The organism is Actinoplanes philippinensis (assembly GCF_900113015.1).
GTDB lineage: Bacteria > Actinomycetota > Actinomycetes > Mycobacteriales > Micromonosporaceae > Actinoplanes > Actinoplanes philippinensis.
On record NZ_FONV01000003.1, the window covers coordinates 631510 to 653091 of the forward strand.

Below are 21582 nucleotides of genomic sequence, written 5' to 3' on the forward strand. Positions count from 1 at the left end.
CGGCACACCGGGCCGGCCCGCGAGCGCCGGGCCGAATGCGGTGGCCGGGGCCGCGACCCGCGGGTCCCCTACCGGACGGGCACCCCGCCGATCGGGACCCGGTGCACGGGTCGCGCCCACGGCACGCCGGCCTCGGAGGGCAGCCGCCCCGTATCGGCCACCTCCCGGACCAGCGAGTCGATGCCCGCGACGACCGAGCCACCCCCGTCCGGGTGCGGGGTCAGCCAGCGCGGGCCGATCTCCTCCGGCACGGGCGAGGCCACGATCGCCTCGGCCACCGCCGTGAACCCCGCGGTCCGGCCGAGCGGCGCCAGCAGCGGCGTCGCCGGGTCCCGCCGGTGGTCGAGCAGGTTCTCCAGCAGGCCGATCCGCCCGGGGACGTGGCGGAACCCCGGCTCGCCGGGCAGTCGCAGGCGGTCGGTCGGGTATTCCAGGACGGCCTCGCCGACCCGGATCTCACCCGCGATGAAGACCGGAGAGGCGAGCGTCACCGCCACCGTGATCCGGCGGCCGTCCGCGCCGGTCAGCCGTACGAACGTGGTGTCGTCGGTCTCGATCGCCCGGGTCCGGTAGCGCTCCAGCTCCATGGTCACCGGCCGGAACTCGTCGCCGGCGATCACCAGGGCCTGCATGAGCGCGTGCGCGAACGGGTTGACCAGCGCGCCGTCGAGCACCGGCCGCCCGTCGACCAGCCGTTTCCCGGCCCACGGCGCCCGCTCGTAGTACGTGTCCGGCCGCCACCAGGCCCCGGTCACCCCGAGATCGCCGGCGGGCGCCGCCGCACACAGCTCGGCCAGCGCCACCGAGCCCAGCGCCTGGAAGCCGATCTGCAGGATCCGCCCGCTGGACGCCGCCGCCTCGGCCAGTTTCTCGTGCTCGGCCAGCGACATCACCGGCGGCTTCTCCAGCAGCAGGTCCGCGCCGGCCGCGAACACGTCGAGCGCGATGGCCAGATGCGTGTGCGGTGGTGTGCAGATGACCACGACGTCGGGCCGCGCGACCGAGAGCAGCTCGACATGGTCGGTGAAGAACGGCACCCCGTCCAGCGGCGCGTCCGGGTGAGCCGGAACCGGCTGCCGGTCACCGAGGCCGGCCACCTCGATCCGGCCCTCACCGGCGAGCCGTTGCAGCACCCGGCGGTGCGACAGCCCGTGCCCGCCCGCCCCGATCAGCGCGACCCTAGTCATGCTGTGCCCGCCTTTGGCATGCCCTCCCGGCCCTCGCCTGCGGCGTTCCGGGTCAGTGCGGCCGATTGCCGCTCGGTGCAGTCGGTCATGCCGTGCCCGCCTTTGGCATGCCCTCCCGGCCCTCGCCCGCGGCGTTCCGGGTCAGTGCGGCCGATTGCCGCTCGGTGCAGTCGGTCATGCCGTAAGACCTCGGACGGTCGCCTCGACACCGTGCCGTTCGAGTTCGCCGTACCACCGGATCAGCTCGTGGCGCAGGACGTCGTCGGAGGCCAGGTGGGGCGGGAAGATCTCGGGCAGGGCGAGCAGCGCGCCGACCACGCCGGGCGCGGTGTCCGGTGCGGCGGCGAGCGCCTCGCGGATCCGGTCCGCCAAGGGGTCGTCCAGGTGCAGGGGGGCGCCGCTGTCGGCGTACCCCCTCGCGAAGCGCATCCATGCGGCCAGGACGAGGATCGCCCAACCGGGAGTGTCGCCGGTCCTGCGCCGGTCGGCGACGGTGCCGAGCAGCCGGTGCGGCAGTTTCTGGCTGCCGTCCATCGCCACCTGCAGGTTGCGGTGGCCCAGCTCGCGGTTGGCGAACCGGCCGAGGGCGGTCTCGCCGTAACCGATGACGGTGACGCCCTCGGGCGGCTCGATCGTCGGCGCGACGTCCTCGGCGACGAACCGGCGCAGCACCGCCGGCAGGCCGGGGATCTCCAGGGAGTCGGCGATCAGCTCGCGGCCCGCCAGTGCCCCGAGATAAGCGCATGCCGAGTGGACCGCGTTGAGGGCCCGTAGTTTCAGCTTCTCCCAGCCGGTGACGTCGTCGGTCATGATCGCCCCGACGCCGTCCCAGTCCGGCCGCCCGCCGGGGAAGTCGTCCTGCATCACCCACTGCAGGAACGGCTCGGCGACGACCGGGGCCGCGTCGTCGGCGCCCAGCGCCGCAGCGGTCCGACGGAGGTGATCGGCGCTGGTGGCCGGCACGATCCGGTCGACCATGGTGGCCGGGAACGCCACCTCGCCGGGCAGTTGCGCGCCGGCGACGTCGAGCGCCTGCTCGACCAGGCCGCGGATGCGCGGGCCGTTGCCCATGAGGTTGTCGCAGCAGAGCACGGTGAGCGGTCCGCCACCGGCGGCCTGCCGCCGCAGCAGACCACGGACCAGCAGCGCCGGTACGCTCGCCGGCGGCGCGTGCCCGGTCAGCTGGGCGCGCAGCTCGTCGTCGAGCAGCAGCCTCCCGGCCGGGTCGAGGCGGTACGCCTTCTCGGTCACGGTCATCGACACGATCCGCACCCCGGGGTCGGCGATCGCCGCGACCACGCCGTAGGGGTCGCCGGCGGCGTGCCCGAACCCGGCGAGGATGCCGACCGCTCGGGCCCGGTCGGCGCCGTCGCCGACGGTGAGGACGCTGTACAGCCCGTCCTGCTCGCGCAGCTTGTCGAGGATCGCCCGGGAGCGCGGGGCCACCCCGATGATCCCCCAGTCGCCGCCGGACGCGGCGACCGCGGCCTCGGTGTAGACGGCCTGGTGCGCGCGGTGGAAGGCGCCGAGCCCGAGGTGGACGATGCCGGGCCGGACCGAGCCCGGCGTGACGGCCGGGCGGCTCGCGGCGGGCAGGGACGACAGCGCGCCGCGGTCGAGGCGGTAGGTCACCGTCATGCCTTCTGATCCATCCGGAAGACCCGCTTCGGCAGGTGGTACGCCAGGTCGGCGATGGTCTCGGCGGCCTCGTCGATCGGCAGGGTGCCCTGGGCGACCAGCTTCGCGAGGTATCCGGCGTCGACCCGGCGGGCCACGTCGTGCCGGGCCGGGATGGAGCAGAACGCGCGGGTGTCGTCGACGAAGCCGGACGTGTTGTAGAAGCCGGCCGTCTCGGTGACCGTCTCCCGGAACCGGCGCAGGCCCTCCGGGCTGTCCAGGAACCACCACGGCGCGCCCAGGTAGAGCGACGGGTAGCCGCCGGCGAGTGGGGCGAGCTCCCGGCTGAACGCGGTCTCGTCCAGGGTGTAGAGCACGACCCGCAGGCGGGGGTCGGCGCCGTACGCGTCGAGCAGCGGCCGCAGTGCGTGCACGTAGTCGGTGGCCGACGGGATGTCGCCGCCGGTGTCCCGGCCGTGCCGCTGGTAGAGGTCACGGTTGTGGTTGCGGACCGAGCCCGGGTGCAGCTGCATGACCAGGCCGTCGTCGAGCGACATGCGGGCGAACTCGACGAGCATGTGCGCCCGGAACGCCTCGGCGTCCTCCGCGGTCGCGCCGCCGCCGAGCGCCTTGCGGTAGAGCACCGCCGCGTCCGCGTCGTCGAGCACCAGCGTCCTCGCGGTGAGGTGGCCGTGGTCGGAGCTGGTCGCCCCGGCGGCGACGAACGCCTCCCGGCGGCTGCGCAGCGCGGCCAGGAACCCGGAGTAGGTGCCGACGTCGAGGCCGGTGAGGGCGCCCAGTTCGGCGACCCGCTCGGCCCAGCCGGGCCACTCCGGGTCGACCAGGTTGTCCGGGCGGAAGGTGGTGATCACCCGTCCGCCGGGGCCGCCCCAGCCGTCGGCGGCGAGCTTGGCGTGCGCCTGCAGCTCGTCGAGGGGGCTCTCGGTGGTGGCGAGGACCTCGATGTTGAACCTGGTGAACAGCGCGCGAGGCCGGAACTCCGGCTCGGCCAGCCGGGCGGACAGCTCGTCGTAGATCTCGTCGGCGGTGTCGGCGCCCAGCCGCGCGGAGATGCCGAAGACGTCGGCGAGGACCTTCTCGGTCCAGAGGCGCGACGGGGTGCCGCGGAAGAGTTTCCAGTTCTGTGCCAGCAGCCGCCAGATGGCGCGGCCGTCGGTCTCCACCGCGGAGCCGTCCACACTGGGCACGCCGAGGCGGGCCGGCGGGATGCCCTGGCTGGCCAGCATCCGGGTGACGTAGTGGTCGGGCACCACGAACAGCCGGGCCGGGTCTCCGAACGGCTGGTCGTCGGCGAGCAGCACCGGGTCGACGTGCCCGTGCGGGCTGATCAGGGGTAGATCCTTCGCGTGCTGGTACAGCTCGCGGGCGATCTGGCGCTGGGCCGGCTCGGCGGGGAGGAGATGGTTCTCGTCGGTCACCTGTTGTCCTCGAGATCTAGGAGGTCGTGCACACGGATGGCCTGGCCCTGGACCAGGGACTCGTTGGCGGCGAGGCCGGTGAGCAGGGCGCGGGCGCCGTCGACGGCGCCGGCGGTACGCCCGAGCGGGTCGGCCGGCGCGTCCGGGCGGATCAGGTCGGCGAGCATCCGTACGTCCGCTCCGCCGTGCCCGTGGCGGGCCAGCCCGTCCACCGTGATCTCCCGCGGCGGCGCCCAGAACGGCCGTACCAGCAGCCGTTTGAAGCCTTTCTCGGCGGTCGACTCGGCGCCCGGCTCGCCCTTGACCCCGGCGGCCGCGTCCGGCGCGACGTGGTCGCTTTCCACCACCTCGAGCTCCAGGCGGCCGCGGCTGCCGTTGAACATGACCCGGTAGCCCTCCCACGGGGCGTACGCGGTGAGGTGGTAGCTCATCGACGCGCCGCCGGTGTAGCGGACCAGCACCGCCATGTCGTCCTCGATGGTCACGCCGGGGCCGAACACGTTGCGGTCCCGGTGGTAGCCGTCGTGGCCCTCGGCGTCGAGGTAGAGCTCCTTCATCGCCGGCTCGTCGGCCATCCGGAGCGCGAACGGGTCGCCGTCGGCGTCGGTCGCGCCGTGTGCCCGGTCGTAGTCGCGGGCGTACCCGTGCCGTCGCCCCTGATCGCCGTAGAAGAACAGCCGCCCGGCGGCGAAGACGAGCGAAGGGCTGTCGTCGAGCCACCAGTTGACCAGGTCGAAGTGGTGCCCGGCCTTGTGCACCAGCAGGCCGCCGGAGTTGGCCTTGTCGCGGTGCCAGCGGCGGAAGTAGTCGGCGCCGTGCCGGACGTCGAGCAGCCACTCGAAGTGGACCGAGCCGACCTCGCCGATCTCGCCGGAGGAGATGACCCGCTTCACCGCCTCGTGCAGCGGGTTGTAGCGGTAGTTGAAGGTGACCCGGACGTCGCGGCCGGTGCGCCGCTGCGCGTCCAGGATGCGGCGGCAACCGGCGGCGTCGACGGTCATCGGCTTCTCGGTGATGGCGTCGCAGCCGGCTTCGAGCGCGGCCACCACGTAGTGGTCGTGGTAGCGGTCCACGGTCGCGACCAGCACGACGTCGACGCGCTCACGCTTGAGCATCTCGGTGAAGTCGGCCGCGTCGTAGACGGGCACGGGCGTTGCGAGCCGCCTGTTGTGCGCGGCGAGCCGGGCGGGATTGGTGTCGGCCATGGCCACCAGCTCGGCCACGTCCGCGTGGTCACCGGTGATCGCCCGGACGAACATTCCAGCCCGTGCGCCGGCGCCCACGAGGGCGTACCGGCGGGGTGGGGACGGGGGCATTCCGTCGCCTCCATTCGGCAAACGTTTGCAACAGATTAGGGACGGAAGCACGAGCGAAGTCAATGCGTAACACGGATTTGTCTAGATTTGACCCGGACCGAACACGATCTTGAAATGGGGGCGACATAGAAGGGCGTTGACACCACCGCAACCGTTTGCATTAATGGCTCTCACCGAGAGATCCGGGTCACATCGGATCGCCATCAAGGAGGGCACCGTGGCCGTGACGATCCGGGACGTCGCCAGAGCGTCCGGAGTGCACATCTCCACGGTGTCGCGCACGTTCTCCGCCCCGCATCTGGTCAACCCCGAGACGCGTTCCCGGGTCCTGGCCACCGCGGAGCAGCTCGGCTACCGCCCCAACCGGGCGGCCCGGGCGCTGATCACCGGACGTACCCACAACATCGGCCTGATCGTGGCCGATATCGCGAACCCGTTCTTCCCGCCCCTGATCAAGGCGGCCGAGACCCACGCCCGGCGGCGGGACTACCACGTCTTCGTCGCCGACACCGACGAGGATCCGATCGTCGAGCTCGACCTGGTGCAGGCCCTGGCCAAGCAGGTCGACGGGATCCTCCTGTGCAGTCCCCGGATGAGCGACGACCAGATAGAGCAGGTGCGCCGCGAGGTGCCCCTGGTCGTGATCAACCGCATGATCACCGGCTTGCCCGCGGTGGTCATGGACGTGGGACACGGCGCCCGGGAAGCCGTACGCCACCTGCTCGATCTCGGCCACCGCCACCTGGTCTACCTGGCCGGGCCGCGGGGCTCCTGGACCAACCGGGAGATCCGCCGGGCCGCCGGGGCCACCACCCGGGCGGCCGGCGCGGAGCTGACCGTCCTCGGCCCGAACCAGCCGGTCGAGGAGACCGGCGCCGCGGCCGCCGAGGCGGTGCGCAGGACCTGCGCCACCGCGGTGCTCGCCTACAACGACCTGATGGCCATCGGCCTGCTCCAGGCGTTGCAGGACCGCGGTGTCGACGTTCCGGGGCAGGTGAGTGTCGTCGGCATCGACGACATCGCGTACAGCGGGCTGGTCCGCCCACGGCTGACAACCGTGGCGAACCCGACCGCGGCCGCCGGCCGTGCCGCCGTCGACATGCTGCTCCAGCAGGGTGACGACGGGGCGACCGGGCAGGTCACCCTCCGGACCGACCTGATCATTCGCAACTCCACCGGCCCGGGGCCGTACGCCCCGGCCGTCGCGCTCAACGCTGAGGTTGCCGCAACCGTCAAGGAGTGACGAGACCCCATGACCGCATACCACCCCCTTCCCCGCCGCCGCGTGCTCAGCGGTGTCGTCGCCGCCGTGCTGGCCCTTCCCCTGGCCCTCGGCGCCTGCAGCAGCGACGACGGCGCCGCCGACGACGGCAAGATCGAGCTGAGCTTCTTCTGGTGGGGCGGGGAGGCGCGCGCCCAGCTCACCGAGCAGGCGCTCGCGCTCTACACGTCCAAGCACCCGGAGGTCACGTTCAAGAAGACGTGGCAGGCCAACCAGGGCTACTTCGACAAGCTGGCCACGCTGACGGCCGGCAACGACGCCCCGGACATCTTCCAGATCGACGACAACTACCTGGCCGAGTACGCGACCCGCAACGTCACGGCGGACCTCTCCGAGTACACGAAGTCGGGCAAGATCGACGTCTCGAAGTTCCAGAAGGGCCTCGTCGACTACAGCACCGTCGACGGCAAGGTGGCCGGCGTGGCCATGGGCGAGAACACCCAGGGCCTGGTCTACAACAAGGCCAAACTGGACGCGGCCGGTGTCGCGGTGCCCACCACCGGGCAGAGCTGGCAGGAGCACATCACCTGGGCCAAGGAGGCCGCGGCGAAGGCGAAGATCGCCGGCACCATGGACCCCAGCGCCGACTACAAGGCGTTCTGGGTGTGGCTGCGCCAGCAGGGCAAGGAGTTCTACAACGGCAGCGAACTCGGCTTCACCCAGGCGGACGTGCAGGCCTGGTTCGAGCTGTGGAAGGGCGCCCGCGACGGGAAGTCCACCCCGACCGCCGACGTGATCCACGAGGGCAACGCCACCGACGTCACCAAGCAGCTGGTCGTGACGAACAAGGCGCTCACCTCGTGGGTGTGGGCCAACCAGCTGCCCGAGCTGCAGAAGAACACCAAGGACGACCTGGCCGTGATCGCCTACCCGGGTGACGCTTCCAAGCAGTGGGCCCGTGCCTCGATGTACTTCTCGATCTACCGCGGCAGCAAGCACAAGGACGTCGCCGCCGACGTGCTGAACTTCCTCGCCAACGACCCGGAGGCCGGCAAGATCCTCGGCACCGACCGGGGCCTGCCGTCGAACCTCGACATCCGCACCCAGGTCGCCGCCTCCACGGACAACGAGGCGATGAAGGAGACCATCAAGGTGATGGACGAGCTGGGCAAGAACTTCGGCCCGGCGCCGACGGTTCCGCCGAAGGGCCACAGCACGGTGCGTTCCGAGCTGATCAAGGCCGCTGAGGAGGCCCAGTACGGCCGCGCCACCCCCGCCCAGGCCGCCGAGCAGTTCTTCGCCGCCAGCCAGGCCGCGATCAAGCGGTGAGTCCCATGGCAACAACAACGGCCCGGCCCTCGTCGACCCGGCCGCCGGCCGGCCCCGCCGCTGCTCAGCGGCGGGGCCGCCCCGCCAGGCACCGGACCGACGGCATCGCCGGCTACCTCTTCCTCTCCCCCTGGCTGCTCGGGCTGCTGACCATCACGGCCATCCCGATGCTGATGTCGCTGTATCTCAGCTTCACCAACTACGACGTCCTCTCCGACTGGGAGTCGATGGAGTGGGTGGGGCTGGACAACTACCGCACGATGTTCACCGACGACCCGTCCTTCTGGCACGCGGTCCAGACCACCCTGGTGTTCGCCCTGGTGGCGACCCCGCTCAAGCTGGCCGCCGCGCTCGGGGTGGCACTGCTGCTGAACCGCCCGTTCAAGGGCGCCGGCCTGTTCCGTGGCCTGTTCTACCTGCCGTCGCTGCTCGGCGGCAGCGTGGCGCTGGCCATCGTCTGGGTCAACATGTTCAACCGGGACGGCGCGTTCAACTCGTTCCTGAGCTGGTTCGGCATCGAGGGCAAGGCCTGGGTCAACGACCCCGACTTCGCGCTCGGCACGCTGATCCTGCTGGCCGTCTGGCAGTTCGGCGCGCCGATGGTGATCTTCCTGGCCGGCCTGAAGCAGGTGCCGGTCGAGCTGTACGAGGCGGCGTCGGTGGACGGCGCGAGCCCGTGGCGGAAGTTCATCAACATCACGCTGCCGATGCTGTCCCCGGTCATCTTCTTCAACCTGGTGCTCGAGACGATCAACGGCTTCCAGGGCTTCACCTCGGCGTTCGTGCTCTCCAACGGCACCGGCGGCCCGGTCGACTCGACCCTCATGTACACCCTGCACCTCTACATCAAGGGCTGGAACGAATACCAGATGGGCTACGCCTCGGCGATGGCCTGGGTCTTCCTGCTCGCGATCGGCCTGGTCACCGCCGTCGTCTTCCGGACCGGCAGGTTCTGGGTGCACTACTCGGACGGAGAAGACTGATGACCCTCCAGCGACTGGCCCGGCCCGTCACGCTGGTCCTGCTCTCGGCGGTGGTGCTCTACCCGCTGGTGTGGATGCTCGGCAGCTCGTTCAAGAGCCAGTCCGAGGTGCTGAACAACATGTCGATCCTGCCGAACGAATGGACGCCGGGGAACTACTCCGACGGCTGGAGCAACTTCGACGTCAGCTTCGGGCGGTTCTTCGTCAACAGCGCGATGGTGGCCGGCCTGACGGTGGTCGCCAACTGCATTTCCTGCCTTCTGGCGGCGTACGCGTTCGCGCGTCTCAAGTTCAAGCTGCGCGGATTCTGGTTCGCCATCATGATCGGGACGCTGCTGCTGCCGGGGCACGTGCTGATCGTTCCGCAGTTCGTGATGTTCAAGACGTTCGGCTGGGTGGGCGGCGACTGGCCGTACGCTCCGCTGATCGTCCCGCAACTGCTGGCCACCGAGGCGTTCTTCGTCTTCCTGATGGTCCAGTTCATGCGGGGTGTGCCCCGCGAGCTCGACGAGGCCGCCATCATCGACGGCTGCACCCCGTTCGGGGTCTTCCGGCACGTCATCCTGCCCCTGTCGCGGCCGGCTCTGGTGTCGACGGCGATCTTCTCGTTCATCTGGACCTGGAACGACTTCTTCCGCCAGCTGGTCTACCTCTCCGACCTGGAGAAGTACACCGCGCCGGTGGCGCTGACGCTCTTCATCGACTCGAGCGGCCAGTCCTCGGTGGGCCCGATGTTCGCCATGTCGGTGCTCTCGCTGGCCCCGGTCTTCCTGTTCTTCGTGGCCTTCCAGCGCCTGCTGGTCGAGGGCATCAACACGTCGGGCCTCAAGGGATGACACGCTTCCGCAGCCGCCCGCTCGCCGCCTCGGCGGCGGGCGGCGCGCCCGCTCTCACCAGCACCGGAGATCCGTCCGGGATGGACTGGCCGCGCGAGGACGAGCCGGAGGCCCGCCCCGACTGGCGCGAACGGTTCGCCCTCGGCACCGACCTGGCCCTGATCGGGGTCGTGGTGACGGCCGCCGCCCTGCCGGTGCTGACCCTCACCGCCGCGCTGGCCGCCGGGTCCACCGCCGTGCACCACCGTTACCGGGAGGGACGGCTGCCCGCGTTCCGCCCGCTGCTGCGCCAGTACGGCCGCTCGATCCTGCCCGGCATCCCGTTCGTGCTGGTGGCCGTACTCCTGCTGATCGATCTGCTGGCGCTGAGCCGGGGCCTGGTCCCCGGCGGCACACCGGTCCTGCTGGTCACCGCGGGTGTCGCCGGCCTGCTGGCGGGGGTGGCCACGCTCGCGCTGGTGGCGGTCGGGCGTGACCCGGACACCCCGTGGCGGGCGGCCCTCTCCTGGGCGTGGAGCCGGACGTCGGCCCGGCCGTGGGCGGCGATCGCACCCGCGCTGGCCGGGGTGATGGCGTTCTTCCTGGCGCTGTCGGTGCCGGCGACGATCCCACTGGTGATCGGCTTCCACCTGTTCGCCGCGCACGTGATCAGCGACCGGCTGGCGCCGGCGTCGTCGATCCGCGGCGGCCACCACCCGTCGGCGTGACAGCCGCCGGCGTGACAGCGGCCGGCGTGACAGCGGCCGGCGTGACACCAGTCACAGTGGAGCAACCTCGGGGGCGGGTACCGACACTACGGGCCGATCGGCCCGACCACCCCGCCTCCGAGGATCGCGTGCACCGGAACTCCGCCCTTCGCCTCAGCCGGCCCGGCCCGTCACGGCCCCGCCGGCCACCGCCTCCCCCGCGCCGTCCCGCCTCACCGCAGTGCCCCTCCGGATACCGGTGACCCGTCAGCTCAGCTTCGACCCGCTGGTCACCGGGTTGCCGTTGCCCAGGTAGAAGATGCCGGGCAGGCCGTCGGTCTCGAACTTCCCGCTCACGTTCTTGCGCAGCGTCGAATTGCGGATGGCCAGTGTGCCGGTCCGGTCGTTGCTGACGAAGAAGATCGCGCCGCCGCCCTCGTTGGCCCTGTTCTTCTCCACGATCGTGCCGTTCAGCGTGAGCGTGTAGGTGTCGCCGTCCTGGTAGATCGCCCCGCCGCTGCCGCCGCCCGGTGTCCCCGCGCGGGCCGGGTTCGCCCCGTTGCCGACGGCCGTGTTGCCGGAGAAGACGCTGTTCAGGATGGTCCACGAGACGTGGATGCTGCTCAGCGCGCCACCGTTGGAGCAGACGCCGCCGGTGAACGTGCTGCCCGCCACGTAGATCGGCTGGTTGCCGCCCTGCAACCGGACCCGGATCGCGCCACCACCGATGTCGGGGCCCGTACCGGCGCATCGGTTGCCGGTGAACCGCGAGTTGATCACCCGCAGGCCGCCGCCGTTGACGAAGATCGCGCCGCCGCCGCCCAGCTCGTCGCCCGTCTCGGTGGCGTTGCCCTTCGTGAAGGCCAGGTTCTGCACGGTCAGCCGTGGCGTCACCTTGTCGTGGCAGTGCCCGCTCGCCGGGCTCACGCCCTGCGCGGTGTCACAGACGTTCATGTAGAGGATGCGCCGCTTGCCGCCGCCGCTCAGGGTCACCCGGCCGCCGCCGTCGAGCACCACTTTCGCCACCGGGTTGCGCACCTTCGCGGTCGCGGCCATCGTGATCGTCACCGGCGACGGACCACAGTCGAAGGTGATCACGCCGCCGGCCGCGACCGCCTTCACCACCGCGGCGGAGGTGCAGCTCGCGGGGGTGCCGTCGCCGATCGTACGATCCGGCTTGCTCGTGTCGACCGGCTTCGCCGCCGCCGGGATCGCCGCCGTGCCGGACGGATTGCCGGGTTTCGGAAGGGTCTTCACCGTCGCCTTCGACGGCGACGGCGACGGCTTTCCGGACGCCGACGGCGACGCGGCGCCCGACGGCGCCGCGGCCGACGCGCCCGGCGCCGACGCCACGCCCCCCTCGGTCACCGGCGCGGGCGTCGCGGCGACCGGCTCGGCCGGCGGCGTCCCGCCGGACTGGCAGGCGGCCAGGCTCCCGGCGACGAGCAGGGTCAGAGCGATCCGTCGAATTGCCACCGGGCGATGCTACGGCGGACGGCGCACGTCCGCTGCCCGCCGTCCGGCCACATCAGCGCCGCCGCGTCAGCGTGGCCACCGACCGCCAGGCGCCCAGGAAGACCAGGATCAGCAGGGCCAGGGCGACGATGCCGAGAACGGTGACGAGGATCCCGTCCGCATCGAACAGTGGCGCGGAGCCCGAGCGGATCTCGCCGCGGGCCAGGACGCTGTCGGCCACGTCGATGGACTCGACATCGCCGGCCAGGCCCCACTCGTCGCCGTCCGTCAGGATCGTGCCGGCGCCCAGGTCGATCAGGCGGGCCGCCTTGATCTGCTCCTGACTCGCCAGGTCGTACTGCGGGCCGGGCTTGTCGAAGATCGTCGCTTCGGTGCCCTCGACCGGTGTGTACTCGACGGCCACCGGCCGGCCCGACGGCCACCAGCCCAGCACCCGCAGCGCGTAGCTCCCGTCGCGGGAGTACACCGTGCCGGTCGCCGTCCCGTCGGTGGCCGAGATCGCGGTGACCGTCCAGCGCATCGGGTGCCCGCCGCAGTCGCACGGGGCGCCGGTCGTCACCAGCAGGTTCCGGCCGTCCCGGGTCCACGCGCCCCGGCCGGCGAGCCGTGCCCCGGCCGGGATCGGCACGTCCGCCGTCGTCGCGCCGGCCAGGGTGAGAACGCTGAGCCTCCCGTCGTTCTGGTAGGCGAGCCGGGTGCCGTCCGGGGAGAACGCCGCCGTCCAGCCGCTCATGGCGACGACCCGGTTGAGCTCGGCGACCTCCCGCGGGGTTCCGCCGGACACGTCATAGAGGTAGAGCTTCGTCGTGTCGCTCGCCAGCCCGGGGTCGAGGTGGTCGCCGGCCAGCACCGCCACCGTACGGCCGTCGGGCGACCAGGCCTCCGGCTCCACCGAGACGTGGTCGCCCCACTGCGGGCCCCAGCCGCTCACCTCGCCGGTGGCCAGGTCGACGATGCCGTCCGAAGAGGCCAGCCGGGCGCCGTCCGGGGAGAGCACCGAGCCCATGCCGGCCGGGCCGGACAGGCCGGTCACCCGGTAGGTGTCGTCGCCGCGTCCGACCAGAGCGCCGAGTCCGTCCGACCCGTTCGGGAACCAGGTGTTCGAGCTGTAGAGGATCGAGGCGGCGCCGATCGGGGCGTCCTCGAGATCCGGGGTCCACGCTGCCGGGGCGCCGATCCGGGCCGGCAGTGTGGCCGCGCCCTGCTCGCCGGGGATGGCGGAGCCGCCGATCGGGTGCCACTCGAACACCTGAGCGCCGAACCCGCAGCCGAACGCCGCCACCGCGAACGCCGCGGTCAACGCCACGCTCCTGGCCAGCCGGTTCGTCCAGTCCGGCAGCTGTGCCGTTCGCATCGTGCCTCCCCACCGCCGGGCCCCGTACACGGCGCGCCGAGCATAGGTGATCTTGGCAAGGTTGGTCGTGCCCTCAGCTCGCGCCGCCGCGGCGGTGTTCGAAGATCAGGTACGTCTCGGTGCCGGCGATCAGGCGGGTGCCGCTCAGGCGCTCGGTGATCACGGCGCGCAGGTCGTCGACGTCGGCACAGGCCACGTGCAGCAGGAAGTCATAGGAGCCGGAGACGAAGTAGACGTCGCGGACCGCGGGGATGCCGGCCAGCGACTCGGCGAACCGGCCGATCGCCTCGCGGGCGTCCGACCGCACCCGGACCGCGATCATCGCCTGGATGGGCCGGCCGATCCAGGCCGGGTCGACGTCGGCGTGGAAGCCCCGGACGGCGCCCAGCTCGCGGAGCCGGCGGATCCGGGTGAGGCAGGTCGACGGGGCGATGCCGACCCGGTCGGCGAGGGCGTTGTTGGGCATCCGCCCGTCGGCCTGCAGGAGGCTCAGCAGCTCCAGGTCGATGTGGTCGAGGCCTCGAACATCCTTCGGTAGATCACTCACTTTCGACCATCACCACGAAGAATCTGCATGCACATTGTTACCGACAGAATCTTCTTCGCTCGACTTGCCGGTCTGCTGCACATCGTTCCACCCTATCGCCATCACTTGGTGACGGAAGGAAAGTCCCATGCACATCGGCGTGCCGGCAGAGGTCAAGAACCACGAGTACCGGGTGGCGATCACCCCGGCCGGCGTGGTCGAGGCGGTACGACACGGGCACACCGTGTCGGTGCAGGCCGGCGCCGGAGCGGGATCCGCGATCACCGACGACGACTACGTGGCCGCCGGCGCGGCCATCCTGCCGGACGCCGACGCGGTGTGGGGCTCGGCCGACATGATCCTCAAGGTCAAGGAGCCGATCGCGTCCGAGTACCACCGGCTGCGCGCCGGGCAGGTGCTCTTCACCTACCTTCACCTCGCGGCCGACGCCGAGGGGACCAAGGCCCTGCTGAACAGCGGGACCACGGCGATCGCGTACGAGACGGTGCAACTCGCCGACGGGTCGCTGCCACTGCTCGCCCCGATGTCGGAGGTGGCCGGACGGCTGGCCCCGCAGGTCGGCGCGTACAGCCTGATGCGCAACAGCGGCGGCCGCGGCGTGCTGCCGGGCGGGGTCCCGGGCGTCGCGCCGGCGAACGTGACGGTCATCGGCGGCGGGGTCTCCGGGGTGAACGCGGCGACCATCGCGCTCGGGCTCGGCGCCGACGTCACGATCCTCGACCTGAGCCTCCCGCGGCTGCGGCAGATCGACGCCCAGTTCGGCGGGCGGGTCAAGACGCTGGTGTCGAACGCGTACACGATCGAGCAGTCGGTGCTGGCCGCCGACATGGTGATCGGCGCGGTGCTGGTGCCCGGCGCGAAGGCCCCGACGCTGGTCGGCAACGACCTGGTGAAGCGGATGAAGCCCGGCTCGGTGCTGGTCGACATCGCGATCGACCAGGGCGGCTGCTTCGAGGACTCACGGCCCACCACCCACCAGGACCCGGTCTACCGGGTGCACGACTCGGTCTTCTACTGCGTGGCCAACATGCCGGGCGCGGTGCCGAACACCTCGACGTATGCGCTGACCAACGCGACCCTGCCGTACGTGCTGCGCCTGGCCGACCTGGGCTGGCGCGACGCGCTGCGGGCCGACCCGGCGCTGGCCCTCGGGCTGAACGTGCACGCCGGCGTTCTCACCAACGAACTGGTCGGATCGGCCCTCGGCCTCCCCACCGAGTCCGTCAGCTCGGTTCTGGCCTGATCCGGCCACTCCCGCGCGCCCTCCGTCCCGGTGACGGAGGGCGCGCCTCGTTCGCATGAGCCCGGCGGCCGCGGGTCGGCCGGGAGCGGGCAGCCACCGGCGCCCCGGCGGCCACGGGCGGTGTGGTCTCGGCGGGACGGCGCACGCCGTACCTCTGAGGGCGCTTTTCTATTAGGAAACCTTGCTTTATATTTTTGTCACATCCATCGATAGACGTTCATCTTTGGGGAGTGACATGCGCCGACTCATCACCCTCCTCGCGGTAGCCCTCCTGGGCGCCGCCGGATCGCTCCTGGTCGTGTCGCCGGCCTCGGCACACGGCTACATCTCCTCGCCGCCCAGCCGCCAGGCGCTCTGCGCCCAGGGCCGGGTCGCCTGCGGCCAGATCAAGTACGAGCCGCAGAGCGTCGAAGGCCCCAAGGGACTGCGCAACTGCCACGGCAACAACTCCGTGTTCGCCGAGCTCAACGACGACAGCAAGGGCTGGCCGGCCACCAACGTCGGCACCACGCAGACGTTCACGTGGATCAACACGGCCCGGCACGCGACCGCCAGCTGGGAGTACTTCATCGGCGGCACGCGGGTCGGCTACTTCGCGGGCAACAGCCAGCAGCCGCCGGCGACGCTCTCGCACACCGTCAACCTGAGCGGGTTCTCCGGGCGGCAGAAGGTCCTCGCCGTCTGGACCATCGCCGACACGGCGAACGCCTTCTACTCCTGCATCGACGTCACCATCGGCGGCTCCGGCGGCGGCCCCACCACCCCGCCGCCGACCGGCTCGTGCACGGCGCCGGCGTGGAGCAGCAGCGCCGTCTACGTCGGGGGCAACCTGGCGTCGCACAACAGCCACACCTGGAAGGCCAAGTGGTGGACGCAGGGCGAGACGCCCGGGGTCGCCGACGTGTGGGCCGACCAGGGCGCCTGCTGAGCCCGCTTGCGGAGGGGAGCCGGTGCGGCTCCCCTCCGACGGGTCAGAACGCCGCCAGGACCGAACCCTGGTACTTGTCCTGGATGAACTTCTTCACCTCGGCCGAGTGCAGCAGCTTCTCCAGCTTGACCACGCGGGCGTCGGACTCCTCGCCGGTGCGGACCACGACCAGATTGGCGTACGGGTTGTCGTCACCCGTCTCCAGCGCCAGCGCGTCGGTGGCCGGCTTGAGACCGGTCTCGATCGCGTAGTTGCCGTTGATCACCGAGATCGCGGTGTCCTCCAGGCTCCGCGGCAGCTGGGCCGCCTCCAGAGCCTTGAACTGCAGGTTCTTCGGGTTCGCGGTGATGTCCTTCTCGGTCGCCTTGACGCCCACCCCGTCCTTGAGGGTGATCAGGCCGTTGCGGGCGAGCAGGTTCAGGGCGCGGCCCGAGTTCGACGGGTCGTTCGGGATGCCGACGACACCACCGGCCGGCACGTCGGCGATCGCCTTGACCGTCTTGGAGTAGACGCCGAGCGGCTCGATGTGCACCGGCTTGAGCGGGGTGAACTTGTAGCCCTTCGACGCGACCTCCTCCTCCAGGTACGGGATGTGCTGGAAGTAGTTGGCGTCCAGCTGCTTCTCGCTCAGCGCGACGTTCGGCTGGATGTAGTCGTTGAACTCGACGATCTCGATCTTCAGGCCCTCGGCGGCGGCGAGGTTCTCCGAGACGTACTTGAGGATCTCACCGTGCGGCACGGGGCTGACACCGACCTTGAGGGTGTCCTTGTCGGCCTCCGCAGTGTCGGAACCGCACGCGGCCAGGCCCAGGACGAGGGCGGTGACAGCGATCAGAGAGCGGCGGCGCATGGATGGAGCCTTTCTATCGGTGGGAGAGCCGGCGGACGAGGAAGTCGCCCACCATCTGAACAAGCTGAACGAACACGACGAGGGCGACGACCGTCGCGATCATGACCTCGGTCTCGAAACGCTGGTAGCCGTAGCGGATCGCCAGGTCACCGAGCCCGCCGCCACCGACGACGCCGGCCATCGCCGAGTAGCCGACAAGCGCGATCACGGTGATCGTCAGGCCCGCCACCAGGGCCGGCAGCGCCTCCCGCAGCAGCACCTTGCCGACGATCTGCCGCCGGGTCGCGCCCATCGCGGTCGCCGCGGCCACCACATCCGGCGGCACCTCACGCAGCGCCGACTCGACGATCCGGGCGAAGAACGGGATCGCGCCGATCGTCAGCGGGACGATCGCGGCGTCGGTGCCGATCGTCGTCCCGACGACCGCCCGGGTGAACGGGATCACCGCGACCAGCAGGATGATGAACGGCAGCGACCGGCCCACGTTGACGATCGCGCCGAGCACCACGTTGAGCGGCCGCAGCCGGCCGGCATCGGTGAGCACCAGCAGCACCCCGACGAGCAGGCCGCCGACCGCGGTGAGCAGCGCGGACACGCCCACCATCCAGACCGTCTCCTGCAGACCGCCGGTCAGCAGCTCGAAAACCTCGGACCAGGTCATGACACGACTCCGCGCTCGCTCAGGAATTTCAGGGCCTCGCGGTTGTCGTCGGGAGCGCCGGGCAGGGCGATCCGCCACCGCCCGGCCCGCGTCGCGGCCAGCCTCTCCACAGACCCACCCAGGATGCGTACGTCCGAAGCGAACCGCCGGGCCAGCTCGGCGATGATCGGCGCCTCGGCCTCGGGCCCGCTGACCGTGACGTCGACGACCGTCGCGCCGGCCACCTCGGTCGGCCCGTCCAGCGGGAACAGGCCGCGGGCCAGCTCAGACCCCGGCGTCCGCAGCAGCTCGGTGATCGTGCCGGACTCGACGAACCGCCCGTCCCGCATCACGGCGGCCGACGTGCAGATCCGCTTCACCACAGTCATCTCGTGCGTGATCAGCAGGATGGTCAGCCCGAGCCGCTGGTTGAGGTCGTGCAGCAGCCGCAGGATCGACTCGGTGGTCTCCGGGTCCAGCGCCGAGGTGGCCTCGTCGGAGAGCAGCACCTTGGGCCGGGCGGCCAGCGCGCGGGCGATGCCGACCCGCTGCTTCTGCCCACCGGAGAGCTGAGCAGGATACGCCTCGGCACGCCCGGTCAGCCCCACCATCTCCAGCAGCTCGGCGACCCGCTGCTTACGCCCGGCCCGCGGCGCACCGGTGACCTCCAGCGCGAACGCCACATTGCCGGCCACGGTCCGCGACGACAGCAGCGCGAAATGCTGGTGGATCATCCCGATCCCGTGCCGGGCCAGGCGCAACTGCCCGCGGCGCAGCCGCGTCATCTCCAGGCCACCGACACTGACCGTGCCTGCATCCGGGCGCTCCAGCATGTTGACGCAGCGCAGCAGGGTGCTCTTGCCGGCGCCGGACTGCCCGAGAACCCCGAAGACCTCCCCCTCGCCAACCCGCAGATCAACCCCGTCGACGGCGGCGACAGACCCCTTCCTGGAGCGGTACGTCTTCCGAAGACCGCGTATTTCAATCACGTAAACACCCTGGTCAGCAGTTGTGACGAGCGTCGCAATGCCTACCGTTTCAGTGGGCATTTGCGGCAGGGCCCACGCTAGCCTCTGTTACGTCTCCAAGCCACTTCGTGTAACGACCCTCACGACTCCCGTTACTTTCACCGTCCCCTGCGGACGCCCGGCGGGCCCGAGGGCCGCACACCCACCCACAGCGTCCCGACCCTCCCGCGCTGCTCACGCCCCCTCGATCACGCCGATGCAGGCAACCACAGCCGCGCGGCGCGCCGGCGCCACCGTCCGGTGGTTCCCGCTCGGCACTGCGCGCTTCAGCACCGCGCGCTTCGGCACCGCGCGCTTCGGCACTGCCCGCTTCGGCACTGCCCGCTTCGGCACTGCGCGCTTCGGCATTGCCCGCGGAACTCGATCGCGGGAGGTTCAGCGGGCCTCGTGGATGAGAATCGCGATCTGCACCCGGTTGGCGCAGCCCAACTTGTCGAGCAGCCTGGACACGTAGGCTTTCACCGTCGGAACGCTCATGTGCAGGTCGGCGCTGATCTCCGCGTTCGACCGGCCGGTGGCGACCGCTTCGGCGACGATCCGCTCACGCTCGGAGAGCCGCCGCAGCCTCGCCACAGCCCGTGCCCGTCGCACCGACTCGGCTGCCCGCACGCGGCCACGGCGCTGATCGCCCGGTACGCCGCTACTTTGGTAGCCCCGTCCCGCGCTGTCGCCGTCGCCCGTCCCGCCGCGGCAGCCGTCGCCCGTCCCGCTGCCGTAGCCGTCGCCCCGGCCATCGGCATAGCCGTAGCCATTGCCGAAGCCGCCGTGGTCACCGATGTGAGGATCGCTGCCGCCGTGGCCGCCGCTGTGAACAACGCCGTCATCGCTTCGAACAACGCCGTCGCCGCTTCGAACAACGCCGTCGCCACGGCCGTCGCCGCCGCCTTGAGCGCGGCCGTGGCCGCCGCCTTGAGCGCCGCCGTCGCCGCCTCGAATAGCGCCACCACCACGGCCGTGGCCGCTGTCTTGAGCACCGTCGCCGTCGCCGCCGCCCTGAGCACCACCGCCGCCTTGAACACCGCCGCCTTCAGCGTCGCCGCCACCTTGAGCACCGGCGACGTCGGCAGGCCCGCCGCTCGTGCGGCCGACCGCGTAGTCGATCAGGCGTGGCACCACCGCCGGCGCCAGGATCGACTCGCCCGCTGCAGCCCGCCGCACCGCGTTCAGAATCTCGGTGGGCGCGATGTCCTTCAGCAGAAAGCCGTTGGCGCCGAGCCGCAGCGCCCCCAGCAGATACTCATCGGTGTCGAACGTGGTCAGCACGATGATCGCCGGCTCCGGCCCGTCGCGGCGCAGCGCCTCGGTGGCGGCGAGGCCGTCCGTCCTGGGCATGCGGACGTCCATCAGCACGACGTCCGGCTTCAGCTCGCGGGCCATCGTGATCGCCTCGGCGCCGTCACCGGCCTCGCCGACGATCACCACCTCCGGCGCGGCGCCCAGCACCAGCGACAACCCGACCCGGACCAGCGGATCGTCGTCGGCGATAAGGACCCGGATGGAGTCGGCCATATCGTCGTCGGCGATCAGGGCCCGGATGGAGTCGGCCATGGCGCCCAGGCTTCCAGATCGAAGGTGAGCCCGGTCCGCGGGCTGCCGTGAACACCGTGCCGCAGACTGCCGCCCAGCAACTCGACACGCTCGGTCAGGCCGAGCAGCCCGGTGCCGGCCCCGGGAACCGGTGTGGACGCCCCGCCACCCGGGCGGCCCGGACCGTCCGGCGACGCTGCCCGGCCTGTCGCGGCGCCGCCGTCCGGCAGACCCTGGTCGACGGGTGGCAGCGGGTTGGAGACGCGGAGGTGCAGCTCGCCGTCGCGTGTGCGCTCCAGCAGGAGCGTGACGGGGCTGCCCGGGGCGTGTTTGCCGGCGTTGGTGAGGCCCTCCTGAACGAGGCGGTAGACCGTCCGGCCCAGCGACGGGCTCATCGGATGGCCGCCGAGACGGTCGGCCACCGTCACCTCCATGCCCGCGGCTCCGGCGTCGGCGATCAGGCGGCCGAGCTGGCGCACGTCGGGCTGCGGGCGCAGGGCATCGCCCGGGCCCGCCCGCAGGACGCCGAGGATCTCGCGCAGGTCCTCCAGGGCGTGGTGGGCGCTGTCGCGGATCGTCGCGGCCGCCTCGGCCACCTCCTCGGGCGTCAGGTCGGGGCGGATCTGCAGTGCCCCGGCGTGCAGGCTGACCATGGAGATCCGGTGGGCGAGGGCGTCGTGCATCTCGCGGGCGATCCGTTCGCGTTCGCGGGCGCGGAGCTGCTCGGCCCGCAGGTGCGCCTCCGTCTCGGCGCGGACGGCCCGCTCCCGCAGCGACTCGATCAGCTCGTGCCGGGCGCGGGTGGCCAGCCCGAGCGCCACCGTGGCGGCGAGGAGGGCGATGGTCAGGACGGAGCCGACGACCGTGCTGACCGCGGCCGGCATGGCCGGATCCGGATAGATCACCGAGTAGACGATCCCGGCGGCCAGGTTGACCAGGACGAGGACGACGACCGGGCGGCCACGCCGCAACGAGACCAGCGTGTAGAGAGCGATCAGCCCGGCGAGCCCCGCCCCGTCGGTGACGACCGCGGCAACCGTCAGGAAGAACGCCACCGGGACCGGACGGCTGCGCCGCCACCACAGCGCCAGCGACAGCACACCACCGGCCACGAAGTGCAGGAAGACAGCATCGTCGGAGAGCCCGCGGGCGGTCGCCGCCTCACCTATCAGCAGCAGCCCGCCGAACCAGGAGGACAGGATGGCCGCGACATCCCAGGCACGCCCGCTCAACCGCTGACCCCGGCCGAACGCTGCCACGGCACGACTACCACCACCCGCCGCCGCGGGCGGGCCCAATGAAGCGGGCGTGGACGGTGGCGGTGGCTCCAGGGCCGGCGGGAGGGCTTCGGCGATCGTGCGCCCGTCCGGCGGG

General features: G+C 71.5%; 18 protein-coding genes and 2 pseudogenes. 7 read left to right on the forward strand and 13 right to left on the reverse strand.

Translation table 11 applies throughout. The annotated features are described in order from the left end of the window. Positions 1-68: 68 nt before the first annotated feature. The 4 genes from BM290_RS09700 to BM290_RS09715 all read right to left on the reverse strand — a co-directional run bounded on the left by BM290_RS09700 (position 69) and on the right by BM290_RS09715 (position 5559). Complete coding sequence (locus BM290_RS09700) at positions 69-1187, reverse strand: Gfo/Idh/MocA family protein (protein WP_093612195.1); 1119 nt, start codon at positions 1185-1187, stop codon at positions 69-71. Positions 1188-1361: 174 nt separating this feature from the next. After that, positions 1362-2825, reverse strand: a complete 1464-nt coding sequence (locus BM290_RS09705; protein ID WP_093612197.1) for a mannitol dehydrogenase family protein — start codon at positions 2823-2825, stop codon at positions 1362-1364. Continuing rightward, the gene (gene uxaC / locus BM290_RS09710; RefSeq protein WP_093612199.1) at positions 2822-4243 is read right to left on the reverse strand and encodes a glucuronate isomerase; all 1422 of its coding nucleotides are present in this window, start codon (positions 4241-4243) and stop codon (positions 2822-2824) included. The genes BM290_RS09705 and uxaC overlap by 4 nt, the downstream gene beginning before the upstream one ends. Beyond that, positions 4240-5559, reverse strand: coding sequence for a Gfo/Idh/MocA family protein (locus BM290_RS09715; protein ID WP_093612201.1), 1320 nt, complete (start codon positions 5557-5559; stop codon positions 4240-4242). Before BM290_RS09715 ends, uxaC begins: the two co-directional genes overlap by 4 nt. Before the next feature lie 217 nt (positions 5560-5776). Here BM290_RS09715 and BM290_RS09720 point away from each other — a divergent pair, with 217 nt between their 5' ends. From BM290_RS09720 to BM290_RS09740, 5 genes are read left to right on the forward strand one after another with little or no spacing between them, the layout of a single operon-like run. Further along, entirely contained in the window at positions 5777-6802 is a 1026-nt protein-coding gene (locus BM290_RS09720; RefSeq protein ID WP_093612477.1) for a LacI family DNA-binding transcriptional regulator, read from the forward strand. Between the two features lie 9 nt (positions 6803-6811). Beyond that, positions 6812-8110 (forward strand): ABC transporter substrate-binding protein, encoded by a 1299-nt coding sequence (locus BM290_RS09725; RefSeq protein WP_093612203.1) that lies wholly within the window; start codon positions 6812-6814, stop codon positions 8108-8110. 5 nt (positions 8111-8115) lie between these two features. Next, a complete protein-coding gene (locus BM290_RS09730) occupies positions 8116-9093 on the forward strand; it encodes a carbohydrate ABC transporter permease (RefSeq protein WP_093612205.1) in 978 nt (325 codons plus the stop codon). Continuing rightward, a complete protein-coding gene (locus BM290_RS09735; RefSeq protein WP_093612207.1) occupies positions 9093-9929 on the forward strand; it encodes a carbohydrate ABC transporter permease in 837 nt (278 codons plus the stop codon). Before BM290_RS09730 ends, BM290_RS09735 begins: the two co-directional genes overlap by 1 nt. After that, positions 9926-10636 carry a hypothetical protein gene (locus BM290_RS09740; protein ID WP_239143209.1) on the forward strand — a complete coding sequence of 237 codons (711 nt, stop codon included), beginning with the start codon at positions 9926-9928 and terminating at the stop codon, positions 10634-10636. Before BM290_RS09735 ends, BM290_RS09740 begins: the two co-directional genes overlap by 4 nt. Positions 10637-10882: 246 nt before the next feature. Here the strand turns inward: BM290_RS09740 and BM290_RS09745 are convergent, their stop codons facing one another. The 3 genes from BM290_RS09745 to BM290_RS09755 all read right to left on the reverse strand — a co-directional run bounded on the left by BM290_RS09745 (position 10883) and on the right by BM290_RS09755 (position 13992). Continuing rightward, the gene (locus BM290_RS09745) at positions 10883-12091 is read right to left on the reverse strand and encodes a hypothetical protein (protein WP_239143208.1); all 1209 of its coding nucleotides are present in this window, start codon (positions 12089-12091) and stop codon (positions 10883-10885) included. 52 nt (positions 12092-12143) lie between these two features. Continuing rightward, positions 12144-13445 (reverse strand): TolB family protein, encoded by a 1302-nt coding sequence (locus BM290_RS09750; RefSeq protein WP_143133677.1) that lies wholly within the window; start codon positions 13443-13445, stop codon positions 12144-12146. Positions 13446-13518: 73 nt separating this feature from the next. Next, positions 13519-13992: an Lrp/AsnC family transcriptional regulator gene (locus BM290_RS09755; protein ID WP_093612211.1), complete on the reverse strand. Its 474-nt coding sequence runs from the start codon at positions 13990-13992 to the stop codon at positions 13519-13521. A 127-nt stretch (positions 13993-14119) separates the two neighbouring features. Between BM290_RS09755 and ald the strand changes: the two genes are divergently transcribed. Together ald and BM290_RS09765 are read left to right on the forward strand one after the other, a co-directional pair. Next, a complete protein-coding gene (gene ald, locus BM290_RS09760) occupies positions 14120-15235 on the forward strand; it encodes an alanine dehydrogenase (protein ID WP_093612213.1) in 1116 nt (371 codons plus the stop codon). Between the two features lie 235 nt (positions 15236-15470). Beyond that, entirely contained in the window at positions 15471-16163 is a 693-nt protein-coding gene (locus BM290_RS09765) for a lytic polysaccharide monooxygenase (protein WP_093612215.1), read from the forward strand. 43 nt (positions 16164-16206) lie between these two features. On the opposite strand, the gene BM290_RS09770 is transcribed toward BM290_RS09765, so the two are convergent. The 6 genes and pseudogenes from BM290_RS09770 to BM290_RS09795 all read right to left on the reverse strand — a co-directional run bounded on the left by BM290_RS09770 (position 16207) and on the right by BM290_RS09795 (position 21440). Continuing rightward, positions 16207-17013 carry a MetQ/NlpA family ABC transporter substrate-binding protein gene (locus BM290_RS09770; protein WP_093612217.1) on the reverse strand — a complete coding sequence of 269 codons (807 nt, stop codon included), beginning with the start codon at positions 17011-17013 and terminating at the stop codon, positions 16207-16209. Positions 17014-17026: 13 nt separating this feature from the next. Continuing rightward, positions 17027-17674, reverse strand: coding sequence for a methionine ABC transporter permease (locus BM290_RS09775; protein ID WP_093612219.1), 648 nt, complete (start codon positions 17672-17674; stop codon positions 17027-17029). Beyond that, positions 17671-18642: a methionine ABC transporter ATP-binding protein gene (locus BM290_RS09780; RefSeq protein ID WP_203779024.1), complete on the reverse strand. Its 972-nt coding sequence runs from the start codon at positions 18640-18642 to the stop codon at positions 17671-17673. The genes BM290_RS09775 and BM290_RS09780 overlap by 4 nt, the downstream gene beginning before the upstream one ends. A gap of 414 nt (positions 18643-19056) precedes the next feature. Then, a pseudogene (locus BM290_RS09785) lies at positions 19057-19269 on the reverse strand (response regulator transcription factor); the annotation flags it as partial. A 498-nt stretch (positions 19270-19767) separates the two neighbouring features. Further along, a pseudogene (locus tag BM290_RS09790) lies at positions 19768-20190 on the reverse strand (response regulator); the annotation flags it as partial. A 14-nt stretch (positions 20191-20204) separates the two neighbouring features. Then, positions 20205-21440, reverse strand: coding sequence for a sensor histidine kinase (locus BM290_RS09795; protein ID WP_239143207.1), 1236 nt, complete (start codon positions 21438-21440; stop codon positions 20205-20207). Positions 21441-21582 lie beyond the last annotated feature (142 nt).

What these genes read in the sequence shown, in the direction of transcription:
- BM290_RS09765 (WP_093612215.1), top strand. Translation starts at nt 15,471, where the DNA reads ATGCGCCGACTCATCACCCTCCTCGCGGTAGCCCTCCTGGGCGCCGCC.
- BM290_RS09730 (WP_093612205.1), top strand. Translation starts at nt 8,116, where the DNA reads ATGGCAACAACAACGGCCCGGCCCTCGTCGACCCGGCCGCCGGCCGGC.
- ald (WP_093612213.1), top strand. Translation starts at nt 14,120, where the DNA reads ATGCACATCGGCGTGCCGGCAGAGGTCAAGAACCACGAGTACCGGGTG.
- BM290_RS09725 (WP_093612203.1), top strand. Translation starts at nt 6,812, where the DNA reads ATGACCGCATACCACCCCCTTCCCCGCCGCCGCGTGCTCAGCGGTGTC.
- BM290_RS09770 (WP_093612217.1), bottom strand. Translation starts at nt 17,013, where the DNA reads ATGCGCCGCCGCTCTCTGATCGCTGTCACCGCCCTCGTCCTGGGCCTG.
- BM290_RS09735 (WP_093612207.1), top strand. Translation starts at nt 9,093, where the DNA reads ATGACCCTCCAGCGACTGGCCCGGCCCGTCACGCTGGTCCTGCTCTCG.
- BM290_RS09775 (WP_093612219.1), bottom strand. Translation starts at nt 17,674, where the DNA reads ATGACCTGGTCCGAGGTTTTCGAGCTGCTGACCGGCGGTCTGCAGGAG.
- BM290_RS09700 (WP_093612195.1), bottom strand. Translation starts at nt 1,187, where the DNA reads ATGACTAGGGTCGCGCTGATCGGGGCGGGCGGGCACGGGCTGTCGCAC.
- BM290_RS09750 (WP_143133677.1), bottom strand. Translation starts at nt 13,445, where the DNA reads ATGCGAACGGCACAGCTGCCGGACTGGACGAACCGGCTGGCCAGGAGC.
- BM290_RS09705 (WP_093612197.1), bottom strand. Translation starts at nt 2,825, where the DNA reads ATGACGGTGACCTACCGCCTCGACCGCGGCGCGCTGTCGTCCCTGCCC.
- BM290_RS09740 (WP_239143209.1), top strand. Translation starts at nt 9,926, where the DNA reads ATGACACGCTTCCGCAGCCGCCCGCTCGCCGCCTCGGCGGCGGGCGGC.
- BM290_RS09715 (WP_093612201.1), bottom strand. Translation starts at nt 5,559, where the DNA reads ATGCCCCCGTCCCCACCCCGCCGGTACGCCCTCGTGGGCGCCGGCGCA.